The 13,465-nt window shown below is 35.2% G+C and carries 10 protein-coding genes and 2 pseudogenes; 10 read left to right on the top strand and 2 right to left on the bottom strand.

Translation table 11 applies throughout. The annotated features are described in order from the left end of the window. Window positions 1-315 (top strand): ISAs1 family transposase (locus LX99_RS25035; RefSeq protein ID WP_109611056.1); only part of this gene is annotated, 315 nt, incomplete at its 5' end. Window positions 316-381: 66 nt separating this feature from the next. On the opposite strand, the pseudogene LX99_RS26525 reads toward LX99_RS25035, so the two are convergent. Beyond that, window positions 382-1,298 (bottom strand): annotated as a pseudogene (locus LX99_RS26525) (HamA C-terminal domain-containing protein). Window positions 1,299-2,334: 1,036 nt separating this feature from the next. Here LX99_RS26525 and LX99_RS25860 point away from each other — a divergent pair. The 9 genes from LX99_RS25860 (at window position 2,335) to LX99_RS24980 (ending at window position 12,980) form a co-directional block, all read left to right on the top strand. Next, window positions 2,335-3,438 carry a hypothetical protein gene (locus LX99_RS25860; RefSeq protein ID WP_109611054.1) on the top strand — a complete coding sequence of 368 codons (1,104 nt, stop codon included), beginning with the start codon at window positions 2,335-2,337 and terminating at the stop codon, window positions 3,436-3,438. Beyond that, the gene (locus tag LX99_RS25020) at window positions 3,428-4,834 is read left to right on the top strand and encodes a hypothetical protein (RefSeq protein ID WP_109611052.1); all 1,407 of its coding nucleotides are present in this window, start codon (window positions 3,428-3,430) and stop codon (window positions 4,832-4,834) included. Before LX99_RS25860 ends, LX99_RS25020 begins: the two co-directional genes overlap by 11 nt. Before the next feature lie 35 nt (window positions 4,835-4,869). After that, window positions 4,870-5,610, top strand: coding sequence for a glycosyltransferase family 2 protein (locus tag LX99_RS25015; RefSeq protein ID WP_211319094.1), 741 nt, complete (start codon window positions 4,870-4,872; stop codon window positions 5,608-5,610). A 65-nt stretch (window positions 5,611-5,675) separates the two neighbouring features. Further along, window positions 5,676-6,044, top strand: coding sequence for a LytR/AlgR family response regulator transcription factor (locus LX99_RS25010; RefSeq protein ID WP_109611047.1), 369 nt, complete (start codon window positions 5,676-5,678; stop codon window positions 6,042-6,044). A 120-nt stretch (window positions 6,045-6,164) separates the two neighbouring features. Then, entirely contained in the window at window positions 6,165-7,307 is a 1,143-nt protein-coding gene (lepB, locus tag LX99_RS25005) for a signal peptidase I (RefSeq protein WP_109611045.1), read from the top strand. Window positions 7,308-7,453: 146 nt separating this feature from the next. Further along, window positions 7,454-7,978, top strand: coding sequence for a hypothetical protein (locus LX99_RS25000; RefSeq protein WP_146203226.1), 525 nt, complete (start codon window positions 7,454-7,456; stop codon window positions 7,976-7,978). 110 nt (window positions 7,979-8,088) lie between these two features. After that, the gene (locus LX99_RS24995) at window positions 8,089-9,219 is read left to right on the top strand and encodes a 6-bladed beta-propeller (protein ID WP_109611039.1); all 1,131 of its coding nucleotides are present in this window, start codon (window positions 8,089-8,091) and stop codon (window positions 9,217-9,219) included. A gap of 582 nt (window positions 9,220-9,801) precedes the next feature. After that, entirely contained in the window at window positions 9,802-10,314 is a 513-nt protein-coding gene (locus tag LX99_RS24985; RefSeq protein WP_109611035.1) for a hypothetical protein, read from the top strand. 38 nt (window positions 10,315-10,352) lie between these two features. Then, complete coding sequence (locus LX99_RS24980) at window positions 10,353-12,980, top strand: outer membrane beta-barrel protein (protein WP_170122796.1); 2,628 nt, start codon at window positions 10,353-10,355, stop codon at window positions 12,978-12,980. A 203-nt stretch (window positions 12,981-13,183) separates the two neighbouring features. Here the strand turns inward: LX99_RS24980 and LX99_RS26195 are convergent. Continuing rightward, a pseudogene (locus LX99_RS26195) lies at window positions 13,184-13,465 on the bottom strand (hypothetical protein); the annotation flags it as partial.

Below are 13,465 nucleotides of genomic sequence, written 5' to 3'. Positions count from 1 at the left end.
GATAAGCAGAGCGGAAAGCAATCGGAAGAAACCAGGTATTACATCAGCTCGCTTCCGGCAACGCCCTCAGTTATCGCCCGTGCCGTCAGAAGTCATTGGGCTATCGAAAATAACCTCCATTGGTCGCTTGACGTTGTTTTTAAAGAAGATGCATCTTTAAAAAAGAAAGGAAATGCCGCCCAAAACTATCATATCATCGCCAAAATGGCCCTAACTATGATCGAAAGGGAAACATCATCCAAAGCCAACAAGCCACAAAAACGTAGACGGGCAGCTTTGGATGATGAATACAGAAGCTTGCTTTTAGCTGGATAAGGTTAAAAGCGATTTCCCTGTTGATCAGGTGACAAGTTTCAAATATGTCCATATTTTCCATACTCATTATGCGCCTTTATAAAAATTAGCAGTAGATAAAAATTCTTTGATAATATCTTCTTTCGATGGAACTGTAAAAAGAATTATATGAAATGATATGTCCGAATACTTAAAGATAGTCGTTCCTATTTTTTCTATTTGTTTTTTAAAATATGATTCATCTCTCGCTTTTTGATATTTTAAAGTTTCTTCTACATATTCTTCCGATAACTCTTTGTGTTTTGGAATGATAGTGCATTCGTGCAATAATAAGATCGGTATGTGTAATTTTGGCTTTAGTGTATCTATTGATTCCTGAGTCGATAAAGTGGATTTTATTTTTTTTAGAAGCTCGTTGTCATCAATCGGTTGGTCTAAATCTTTTAAATCAGTAATGATGCTATTTTCTTTCTTTAATTTATCGGTTGCTAATGATGTTTCGATAGAAGTTATAATCGAACCTAATCTTGTATCTTCAATACTGTTGTAAAATCTTGCTTCGCCAAACCAAATTGTAAAGTCTTTATCATTAACAACAATATGGACGCTATCAGCTCCTTTAGCGTTATCTCGTGGGTTTTGCTTATAGTATATTTGGGTACCACAGGCAGAGCATTATAATAATGCTTCATGATCCCATAGAGAAGTATTTCAGCTAACTCACTGCCACTACTGATGTCATCAACTTTATCAGTTAAGCGTAGCTTTTTAGCCGACTCTTTGATAGACGAATGAGGATTATTAATTAAGGCATCTCCTTCCCGAGATGAAAGAGCGGTTTCCGCTATATTGTCCCATATGAAATTTTGAAACTTTTCGAAGCGCCATTTGCAATCTTCAAAATCGTTGGCGAGAGACAGTACTCGCTTTTTATCTATAGGGGTTAACGTTTCATCTGAACATATTACAGAAAAAGCGTCATCAATTAGAACTTTAAATGTCATATCAAACTGTGAGGGTTAGGATTAAAAGAACCGTTTAATATTATGAACTTCTTTTTGCAAAAACAATACCCACCTATATATTAAAAAAGTTTACCGTAGCATGGTTTTGAAAAGGAATTTAATGCTTTTTAACTTCGCTTGGTAAAATACGAGTTATATTGGTTCCCGAACAGGGGATACGTTGCGCAAAATGTTTCACCAGAAAATTTAGGCAAAAAAAAAGCGATTAGTGCCTTTCACCTAATCACCTCATTTTCAAGCACTCAGAGCGGGAATCGAACCCGCACGCCGTTTACGGGCAAAGGATTTTAAGTTCTGACCAATGTTATAGCGTAAATTGAACAATACTTGCTGATATTTCTAGCCTGGCGATCTCCTAAAAAAGTATTTATAGAGAGTTGTTGATCTGTAAAAATGGTACGTATTATAATTAGGTCAACACTTTTATCCATTTTAGGTTCTACACCATATTTTAACTAACAAAAATGCAATTCAAACTAACGACAGGAAACTCGACCGTTCAGAGATGACGTACGTAGACGTCTTATAGTGTTATTCGTTAGGTGTGGACTTGCCGGATGAGCTGAAAAACCAAAACAAACATAAGATCTTCCTAATGAAGATCATAAGATATGATGTATATTCAATAAAATAGTGGTAGTTTAATTTTAAATGATTTTACAAATTTGGTCATAACTTTTAAACCAAGATCACAATTGAAAAAACTACAGTTACACAAAACTTAAGCTTATTAGCTTTAGCAATAAAACCTTAGGTTATATCGAAATTTATGGGATTTAGAGATTTTTTTTCAATCTATCATATCTGATTTTTTGGTAGCGTAAGCAACGTCGAATAATCTATTTAGTTTTATAAGCCGAACTACGAATCTCTATCTACAATTTTACCATTCTGACGATCTGAATAAAAATGCTTTTACTCAATCGATCAATTATGAAATATGGCATAATAAACATACTAAAGTAATTTCAAGTGTTGCTTTTTTTATACTCGATAAAACACTTGCTATATCATTATGAGTTCAAAACAAAAAATTAAAGAAGAATTATTCGCGATAGTCATCGGCGCCTTAATACTTTGTTTTTACGCACTCAATAATAAGTTTCCACTTTTATTTGAGAAGTCAGGGAACTTTATTGATAACGGATTTTCTGAAAAAAAGCATACAACAGGTGAGTCTTTATACTCCTTTTTTGTCGCACACGCTAGTTGGGGCAAGTCACTTTGGTTTGTGGTATACAGTCAATCGGTACTGTTAATTCTCGTCTTATATTATTACTTCCACTTTTTTATCGAAAATCATAGAAGTAGGCTGATCTATTATTATGGCTACATTTTCTTCATATCTTTTTTGATGTCCGCCTCCATAGCTGCTTCCACCATATCTCCGATAATATTCGGAAGCACTTCTCTATTATCTATTGGCTTATTGTTTTTTGTAAAACACTTAAATTTTGAGAGAACGCTAATAATATCGGTCATAGCAATAGTGAGTTCGGCAATGGATACCGCTACCATTCTAACTATGGCTTTGATATTTGTAGCGTCGCCTGTAATCTATTTATTTATCAAAGGTGAACAACGTGTCAATTGGCGAACATTATTTAGTCGTTTCGCTATTGTTGGGATGTTCAGTATAGCTCTGTTCTTATCAGTAAATAAAGTAACCGGAAAATCAGAAACAGGATTTCAGTGGAATAACTGGCATGCGGGACTAAGGAATCTAACAGTTGAGTTTAAAAGTATATCAATACCTAAATTCAAAAAACCAACTGTTGAAGGGCCTGCCATTACGGCTGTTGAGAACTGGTTTACAAGTGATATAAGGGAATGTTACCTATCCAAACAAATTGCAGGCGCAGAGACATTTGATATGATACGAATGTCACAATGGATGGTGCTATTATTAACAACGTGCGCATGCATTTATTTGTTAATCAAGACAAAATTTCATAATAATTTAATTCTATATCTACTCGCATCTCTATTGCTAACCTTCATAGTACGGTCAGGTGTTTCCGGCAAGCTTGAAGATGGACTATGGGGTTTCGTTTGGATTTTACCTTTGCCATTATTTTTATTTCCTGTCCTTCCAAATCACAATTTAAATGAAAAGTAAGATTAAATCGATTTTCAAGCAAATTGGCTATCCAAATTTCGGGGGAGTATTGGTTTCAACCGTCGTTTTATTGACAATTGCATTTTACAATACCTCTCCATTAACATTCAATGCTGATTCAGCAATGTATATTGAATCTGCTCATCGCCGAGTAATAGAACCGGATCGCCCAATTTTATATGGCCTTTTCATTAAGTATTTCAGCTTCAACACATCCTTGTGGTTGGTTATCATAGCACAAAGCTTGATAGTCAGTTTTGTGTTACAATGTTATTTTAATTCGTTTGGCCCTGAAAATAACGGGAGGTATTCTGCTCAAAAGAAAAGCAATGTTTTTTTGATAGTTTTTTGCGTACTGGTATCGCTTTGCATGGGCGCTTCGTTTCAAGTAAGTTGGATAATGGCAGATATATTTACGCCGATATCAATACTTTTGATGGGGGGGATACTTTTCTTTAAAAATATAAGCCCTTTAAAACTTGGAGTACTTTCTATAATGCTGATTTTCAGCGCATCCATGCATAACTCCAACTTTTACATTTGTTTATCATTAATCGTAATTATTGCATTTACCTTTCTCTTTAAAAGTATAAGAAAGCAGTACTCGTTACTCGGATTTACTTTCAAAAGAATCCTGCTTGCCTTCCTACTCCTTGTTTTAAGCAATGTCACACTGTCTACCATCCAGTTTTTTTACGGCGGCGAGTTTAAATCCAGTCGTGGTGGTGTTGTTTTTTTGATGGGTAACATTGTGGAGATGGGAATTATAGATCAGTATTTGAATGATCAATGTGGTAAGAAAAATTATGAGCTGTGTAATTATAAAGATTCGATTCCTAATAACTTTTTGTGGGATGCCAGAAGCCCCATTCATAAAACTGGGGGATGGAAGGGAAGTGAAAAGGAATATTCTGTTATTATCAAAGATATTCTGACAACACCTAAATATTTAAAAACCTTTGTTTTTAGCTCGGCGGTATTAACATTGAAACAATTTTTTGTTTTTGAAACTGGCGAAGCAGATAAGCCCTGGAGGAGAGTTAGCCTTGCCGTTAGAAATTACTACGATAATGATTTCGATAGCTTCATCACATCAAAGCAGAGCAAACAAAAACTGAATTTTACCAGTATAAACTTTCTCCAAAATGTAGTTTTCGCTCTTTGCCTGTTCATCTATATTATCGCGTTAAGCTCTACCTCAAATGTGGTTGAAACGCGATATAAGTTATTGGCAATTTATATGATACTTTCAATTGTAATTAACGCCTGGATATGTGGTACGTTTTCCGGTGTATTTCCAAGATACCAAAGCAGAGTCGTCTGGCTGATGCCATTACCTATCTTTTTATTTGTAATGGCCCGTTGGCCGGTAAAATCAGCAAATAATAGTCGGTGAATATAGAGATTTATTAACCCTTAAACCTACACCTTTTGGAACTTACAATTTTAATGCCTTGCCTGAATGAAGAGGAAACCCTTGCCAAATGTATTGTTAAGGCACAATCGTTTATTGATACTCACCAATTAGATGCCGAGATTCTTATTGCAGATAACGGCAGCACTGACCGGTCTGTTGCTATCGCTTTGAGTTTGGGAGCACGAGTAATTAATGTGGAAGAAAAAGGCTACGGAAATACCTTGAACCGTGGAATACTGAACTCTATGGGAAAATACGTCATCATGGGTGATTCTGACGATAGTTACGATTTTGGCAATCTGATGCCTTTTATAATCTGTTTGAGAAATGGAGTTGAGTTGGTTGTTGGCAACAGATTTAAAGGTGGTATTGAAAAAGGTGCAATGCCCTTTCTGCACAAGTATTTGGGTAATCCCGGTCTTTCCTTTTTGGGGAGATTATTATTTCGTATACCGATAAACGATTTTCATTGTGGGTTACGTGGAATGAACCGCGCATCAATTACACAAATTGGTTTATCAACAACCGGGATGGAATTTGCGTCCGAAATGATTGTTAAATCTGCACTGAACAATTTAGGTATCGCTGAGGTGCCAATTAAGCTTTACCGCGATGGAAGATCCAGGAAATCCCACCTAAATACTTGGAGGGATGGTTGGAGGCACTTAAGCTTTTTACTACTTAATAACCCTTACCTAAGTAGTCACAAGCGGAGATCTCGTTATCATTGCGATTCTGTTCAGGAGCCCTTATAGTAGTCGGGCAGCATCTTATTTTTAGGTGGCAAATAAATTTATAATTACCTAAATCTTCAACTTATATGTCGTTTGAAAAAATTATCATTTCTCAACAAAATCGGATTCATTTCATTAAGCCTGAAGAAATAGTTTTTTGTAGATCAGACAACTGTTACACTAATATTCATTTTTTGGAAGGAAAACAAATTTTAACAGTTAAGTCGCTGACCAAATTGCACAAAGAATTATTATCCGTGGATTTTCTCCGGGTCAATCAATCGTTTGTCATTAACAGACGTTTCATTCAAAGCATTGATAAAAAAAAGCGCAGTATCGAAATGGAAAATGGGGTGTTGATACCGTTTACTGTTTCGCTTAAAGATTTGTTATTATTAATAGAGAAGGGCACGTCTTTGATTACCAGCGGATTCGAAGATCTGATGGAAGTTTGAGCATTCTTGATTTTTTTGGGCGGGGCTACCTATACGATACAAGATAAGGAGTTCTACAGAGCTAGCGTAAAAAAAGTGCATCGGGAGAATATAACCTAAAACAGCAATCAAAAAGTGACAATGGTAAATTATCTCAAAAAAAACGTATTTAAGTTTTTTATAGTTTTTTCCTGTTCATTATCCCTTTGTATTGTAGGGCTCACATGGCTGTGTTTAAGTTTATTATTCATTTTATTATTACATCTTTTATTCAAATCAATCAGAGCCGTAAATGCAAACCGGTATTTAACCTGGCTGCTTCTGTCCATACCAATTATCAGTCTGCCTGTTCTTACACGAATATTTATTTTTGAAATCTATAACGTTCCTAGTGAATCGATGGAAGATCTTGTGTTTCCTGGAGATTACATCGTGGTCAGCAAACTAAACTACGGGCCAAGGTTTCCTCAATCAGCTTTTGAAATTCCTTGGATTAATCTATTGTTTTATCTTGATAAGGGCGCGTCTTCTGAAAGTAATTCGTCATGTTGGTCATATAAACGTCTCAGCGGTTTTTCAAAAGTAAAACAAGGAGACATAGTCGTGTTCAACGATATTACAAATGGACATGAAACTTTAATAAAACGGTGTGTAGCTGTTCCTGGCGATTGCTTGCAGATTACAAATGGTGCGGTGAATGTCAATAAAGAGTTCGTGAAGACAGAGCCCACCGTTAAACAATCTTATAGATTAATATTGAGTGCCGTCACACCATTCAAAAAATTTGCCGACAGTTTAGCTTTAGGATATAGCTTAAAGCATTTTAGAGGTGATCTATATTCTGCCGATGTTTCTTTGAGTGCAAATGACAAAACACGGCTTAGAAATTTGAAAGGTATCGAGCTCATTACTTACAAAGGAATAAATGGCCTTTCATTTTATGGATACTCAATGAAGCGTTGGTCTCTTGATAATATCGGGCCGGTAAGACTTCCCCAAAAAGGAACAAAGATTCCACTTGATCAAAGGAATTATATTTTATATCAACGTATCATAAGAAGTGAGCAGCCAGATCTTTTAGATAGTGGCGGAATTTACTATCTGAACAGAAAGAAAATAACACAATATGTTTTTAAGAAAAATTACTATTTCATGATGGGCGACAACCGAAATCACTCTTATGATTCAAGGTTTTGGGGGTTCGTTTCAGAAGACTATATAATTGGTAGAGCAGTTTTGAATGTTTTTTCATTTGGCTCATCTAAGTCTCACTTCTTTTTATAATACATCATATGAAAAATACATTTTAAGGAGATTTTTTAAACTAAGCTTTACAGTATCCTACGTTTATATAGTCAATTCTTAAATGTGTATGGCTAATTCTTAAACTGTTAGAAGTTACTCATTTTAAGCTAATAGGATATATATATTTGAAAAAAAACAATCAAAAAATGAAAAAAAAAATGAACAAAAGAAGCACAGCTTTGGCGCGTAAAATCTTTGGAGGAACTATTGTCGCAGCAATGCTGATTCTAAACGTAATGGTTGTCAAGCCGACAGATGCGAAGTCGCACCTGTCAGTTGGGACGTTGAAATCTTATGCTAAAACCTTTGGTGCAAATCTTGGTGGCAGTAGTAGTTTAGGCGGCAGTAATACTGACGGCAGTAGTGATCCAAGTGCTGCTAATAAAACAATCGAAATAATTAAAGATCAAGAGTTAGTGATAACCAAAATTAATGCTAATACAAGTTTAACAGCTGGGTTACAAGTAGGAGGGATCATAAGTGCCGCTTTAAATCTAAAACTTAATGGAGCCGTGACAGCTGAATTGAAAAATTGCTTTTCGGTTAATTGTTACGACGGTGGTCCATCTAATTGTACACCTGCACCGGCAAAGGTTTGCCCAATTGGCGGTTGCCCGTCAGTAGTCCACGGCAAGATCGTTTATCCTTAATTTATTTTTCTATCAAACATTGTATCAATCTGGGATTTGATAGAATTTTTACAAGCAGACTGCATAACGCCAATGAATTGTGCAGTCTGCATCACTCACTAAATAACTAAATGTATACTACAAGATTTGCAGTAGTTTTTTTTGCTTTGATCTTTTGCATTTCATGTCGAGAAGCACCTAAGAAAGAATTACCATTTAAATATCAGGTGCATATTAACTCTATTAAAGAAAGTGTTAATTATGATGACATTGTTGATAGCTATAAGTACATAGCACTAAAAGCTCCCCATGAAGCCAAAGTTGGAAAATTTTGGAAAATTTTATTTTACAAAGACAAATTATTCGTTGCTTCATATGGTGTTTTTTGTTTCGACCTTAACGGAAATTTCCTATATAAGTTAACGAAAATGGGGGATCAACAATCAGAGTTTTCGCACATAGATGATTTTTCCATAGATAACGACAAGATATACCTCTATGATAATCATTTATCAAAGATATTGATATTCAGCAGTAGTGATGGCTCTTTTTTAGAAGAAGTTAAGCTTATATATTCTGTAAAGCAATTGCAAGTGGTCAACAATAATTTGTTTATGAACCAAGGAGAAATTCCTAATGCTATTGATAGAGATTTGATAATTAGTTGTAAAGTTGATGAACAATCATCACCAAAGTCTTTTATTCCAATTGGCAAATACTACTGGTCTACAAGTCAGCAACTTTTTAGCTACAACAAGAATGTTTACTGGATTGATCAGATTTTTGATAAGGTCTACAAAATACATTCTAATCAAGTGGAAAATTATATACGATACGATTTTGGACAAAGAAATGTCACGTGTAGTGAGGCATTAGAGCAATCTTATGACTTATTACGAAGGCGGAACAAAGCATATAAATTATCCAATGTATACGAAACCAACAATCTAATTTTTTCCAACTTAATGATTGGTAGTGATTTTGTTTATACAATTTACAGTAAGCGATCCGGTAAATATATCTGTTATAAAAATGTTGTTGATAAGCCGTACCAGACGCTTCCAACAGCAATTGCAGTGTATGGAGATTATTTTTGTTCACTTCTAACGAAAGATCTAATAGCCATCCTAAATGCAGGATCAAAAAAGATGGGTGCTAATATTGATGCTCGCGATAAAGACTTCGAAAATTATAAAGTAATTAAAAATTATCAGTCAAATTATGATAATCCAATAGTCGCATTATATAAATTAAAAATATAATATATGACGAGATATCAGAGGCAGCTCCTTATTCTTTGCCTTGTCTTCTTTTTGTGCCTTACTTGTGTACTTGCTGTGAAACTCAATACGATGAAAGAGCGCGATGTAACAAACAATGAGAAAATTGCATATCTAAAAGGGAGTATTAGGGATAATCTATCCTTCCATCCTAAGTTGAAGGTCAAGGATCCCGCTTTATTGAGAGAATATAGAGTAATCTATCGGTACCAAGATGGTGATTGTACAGATTGTATACGTGAAGGACTGTCAAATTTAGAAACCTCTTTAAGCTCGTCTTCCTTAAAAAAACTACTAATTTTAAGTAATTCACCATATCTGCCCTTTAAACAATATAGAAGTGTAATCGAATATAACTCCATCTCCGCAATTGATAGTGTCAAGCAACCCTATGTTTGTTTTATTGACACATCCGGGCGTGTTTTATTTTATTTAAAATTTCCGGTGAAAAACATCGAATATAATAGAGAGCTACTGTCGCTTGTCGACTCAAACCTAACGACTAAGTAAATGCGATTTGTGCAATATCACTTGTTATGCAAATAGCCTTAAGTTCACAATACTATGAGAAATCTGTTTTTTCTTCTTTTAATGCTTGGTTTTACGTCTGCCTTTGGACAGGTCAGAAGGAAAGACACAACTGCAATGCCTGGATTGGACGGAACAAGTGGCGTCTTGTTGGGACCGAAAGAAATATTTGATAGTGAATTCAAATTGCTTAATTTAATAAGGCACTGCGAAGAATTAAAGTGTATCAAATCCCAAGTTGCAGACCTGGGGAAAAAAACACTGAAATATCTCGATTCTGCAGATATTACCTTAAGGGATGGAAGAATGAGTGTTAAAATATATGCGCAGAATAATGAATATCTTTCGAAAAATACCTATGATTTTAGTCCACGTGATCGTGGCCCTTTTCTCTTTAATATCAATACCCAAAGAGCACTGAAAAAGGTCATTCTACCAATCTCCATTTTTAATGCCAGAAAATTTAAAAATGAGATGACCTTTAAAGATAATGTACAAGGCTATAAGAAGCCGACCGCTCGGATCATTTTTAAACAGTTGATAGATTGACTAAAGGATAATCATAAATGTTTATTCTTTTGAGAACAATGAGCCTAGGTCTATTTTCGGGTACTTTATTAAGGCTAATCTGTGTTCTATTTCTCTTTTTTTTCAACCAGCAAGCTTACGCACAAGAAAGTATCAGCCAGTTTCACATTAAAGGTTTTGTTTATTCGTCTGATAAAAGACAGCCATTGGATGGCACGTCCATTAAAGTGAAATACGCTGCTGACTCATCCACCCGGATCAGCAAAACAACAAACAGGAAAGGTGAGTTTGAATTTTTGGCACCGGTAGCGAAAGAATATTTTATACAAATCTCTTTTGTCGGTTATAAAAAAAAAGAGATTCACATAAGCACCTCTTCAAACCGGAGCACGTATTTATTAGATACGATTTTTTTAACTGGTGAAACGCAATTGTTAAAGCAGGTAGAGGTAAAAGGCAACCGGAAAAAATTTAGACTAAAAAACGACACCCTTGAATTTAATTCATCTTCAATTTATACAGACCCGGACGGCACAACAAAAGACATTCTTAAAAAGATCCCCGGATTAAGACTTGTTGGGGACGATGTGATTTTATTCAATGGGCAAATGCTGGATAGGGTACTGCTTGATGGCAAAGTTTATTTCAATAATGACATTAAACTACTATTGAAAACAATTCCTGCAGAATTGATAGATAAAATACAACTATCTGCCAGCAATCCTGGTCAAAAGATAAATACGGTCAACTTAACCCTTAAAACCCGTTACAAGAAATCCATCTTCGGAAAAGCCGGACTCGGTAAGGGCAATAAAAAAACGTTTGATAATCTCATAGATTTAAGTCGATTCGATGATAAAGAGAAGATGACTTTCACAGGTAGTTGGAATAATGTATCGTCATTATCAACCGGCCCCTTTTTAGTCGATTCCAAATCTTTAGGATTTAATTATTCTAGTAATATTTCCAAGAATACTGAGCTTATCCTGACAACAGGTTATGAAAGGTCATCCTCTAACGAAAACGGTCAGGTAACAAGATCATTTCGGTTGGATAGCGTTGCCCAAACATACCAAAGTGACTCTCAAAGAAAGTTTAAGCAGGGTAAATTGTTTGGAACATTAGCACTGAATATAGCCTTAGACAGTTTCAGTAAACTTACAATTGACCAACGTTTTGAATATCAGAGCAGGGATGTAATTTCATACCAAGCTTTTGGAACACGTTTAGATCAAACTAATGAGTTGAAAAATAACGGTGTGAACAATATTAGTAATAGTTACACTGGAGGCGCCATACAAGGCCGGATCGGTTTTGATAAATCAATCAAAAGAAATAATCAACAATTAACAATTTCCCTTACTTACTATCACTTCCCAAGTCGTGTAAAAGACTCGGTTAATTATAACACCTATTTCAACCAGCTCCAAACTGCAGATTCAATTATCAGGCAACTACGGTCTGTTGACAATAACGACAGAGGCATCGGTCTTACAGCAAATTACAGTACCGATTTAAGAAGAAACATAGGCTTATCCCTTTCAAACTCATTTAGATTTGATAAGAGTACCATATCGACATCTGTAGTGGATTTTGATAGATCATCGGGTGTTTACGATAAATTTAATCCCGGTTTGAGTAATGATTTTAAGAGTGACTTCTTCAACGAGACATTAAACTTTTCATTAAGGCTGGGTATAAGGAAAGTCAATTTTATTGTTGGAACTGCGTTACAGCAAAATGCATTTTCAAACCGGTATTCGTCCATAAAAAATCAGCGGAAATTAATCACCATAAATCCATTTGTTGATATTCAAATTATGAAATTTGGTAGTTTCTCTTATAACCAAGAGGTATATGCTCCAACGTCTTCTCAGTTAAATCCGGTTGTCAATAATTCAAACCCATTGTTTTTAACAAAAGGTAATCCTGAACTAATGTATAGTGTAAATCACGCGTTTACTTACAATTTTAGCAAGTATAATGAAAAGCTTTTCTTCAACGGTTCATTGTATTTTAATTATATCATCAATGATATTGTGAGCAATATCAGCGTAAATTCTAATAGCGGTATTCAAGTAGTAGAGCCGATAAATGTAAACGGAAGTAAACGGTTGGGTTGTAATTTCAATATCACGTTCCCATCACTTAAAATAATACGTGTTAATCTAGGGACGAATTTTAGTTATCGCAAAGCTCTATCATATATCAACGACCAGGCAAGTACTGCAAAAAATTTTAAAATAGCCTGCACTCAGCAAATTTCCTACTCGTATAAAAAATACCTAGATATTGATTTTAATTCAGCTACCGAGTTGAATCAAAACGATTACCTTGGCGTCAACCAGAATTATAACAGGTATATTTCTCAAGACTTAAAACTGGACTTCACCGGCAGGTTAGGTGACAGATACAGGTTAACATCTGTAACTGATAATAAATTATACTTTGGACAAACAGCTGGCTTTAATAGAAGTATCTTAAATTTAAGAAGTGGCCTGACGTACTTTGCCCTTAAAAATCGAAATTTATCGCTCAAATTAGATGTGAGTGATATTCTGAATCGAAACAGTTATCAAACTCGTAATTTTGATCCTTTGTACGTTGAAAGTATTAAACAGAATTCAATCGGGAGATATTACCTGTTTACTGTGGTTTATTCATACATTAGATCGAATAGCAAATAAAGGGCTTCCTCGATATATGGACTAATCATAGCATCGTGGAGATATTTTTGACGCTTCAAAAACATTGTTGAAAAGCATATCAATCTACAGCGGTGAAACTTAATGCCCTCATGCTCTGATTGTCCTTTATGAACGATTTTTCCGATGAATTACTGGCTTCCGATTCTGCAATAGCCACTATTTGATCTGACAGTTGTGTGTTTTTATAAGTTGTCAGATTTGATTTGTGAATATAGTTTTTTCTCGTGTAAATGCATCGACACAGATTCTTCTGAGCCCTTTTTGTGAGGGCTCTGAAGAATCTGGTCATCGGCGAGCCTCTCCAATAACTTTTCCTGTGCCATTGGTATACTGTCGATGAGCGTTTGCATGGGCGTTTTACCAAAGCAGTATTTCCCGCTATGGGTCCGTTCATTATTATAATTGTACATCCATCTGTCCAGATCTGCCTGGAGTTCAGCTATGCTGCGATAGATCTTTTTTCG

The sequence above is a fragment of the Mucilaginibacter oryzae genome, from assembly GCF_003148845.1.
Taxonomy (GTDB): Bacteria; Bacteroidota; Bacteroidia; order Sphingobacteriales; family Sphingobacteriaceae; genus Mucilaginibacter; species Mucilaginibacter oryzae.
This window is presented reverse-complemented; position numbering and strand designations above follow the sequence as displayed.

What these genes read in the sequence shown, in the direction of transcription:
- LX99_RS25860 (WP_109611054.1), top strand. Translation starts at nt 2,335, where the DNA reads ATGAGTTCAAAACAAAAAATTAAAGAAGAATTATTCGCGATAGTCATC.
- LX99_RS25020 (WP_109611052.1), top strand. Translation starts at nt 3,428, where the DNA reads ATGAAAAGTAAGATTAAATCGATTTTCAAGCAAATTGGCTATCCAAAT.
- LX99_RS25010 (WP_109611047.1), top strand. Translation starts at nt 5,676, where the DNA reads ATGTCGTTTGAAAAAATTATCATTTCTCAACAAAATCGGATTCATTTC.
- lepB (WP_109611045.1), top strand. Translation starts at nt 6,165, where the DNA reads ATGGTAAATTATCTCAAAAAAAACGTATTTAAGTTTTTTATAGTTTTT.
- LX99_RS24995 (WP_109611039.1), top strand. Translation starts at nt 8,089, where the DNA reads ATGTATACTACAAGATTTGCAGTAGTTTTTTTTGCTTTGATCTTTTGC.
- LX99_RS24985 (WP_109611035.1), top strand. Translation starts at nt 9,802, where the DNA reads ATGAGAAATCTGTTTTTTCTTCTTTTAATGCTTGGTTTTACGTCTGCC.
- LX99_RS24980 (WP_170122796.1), top strand. Translation starts at nt 10,353, where the DNA reads ATGAGCCTAGGTCTATTTTCGGGTACTTTATTAAGGCTAATCTGTGTT.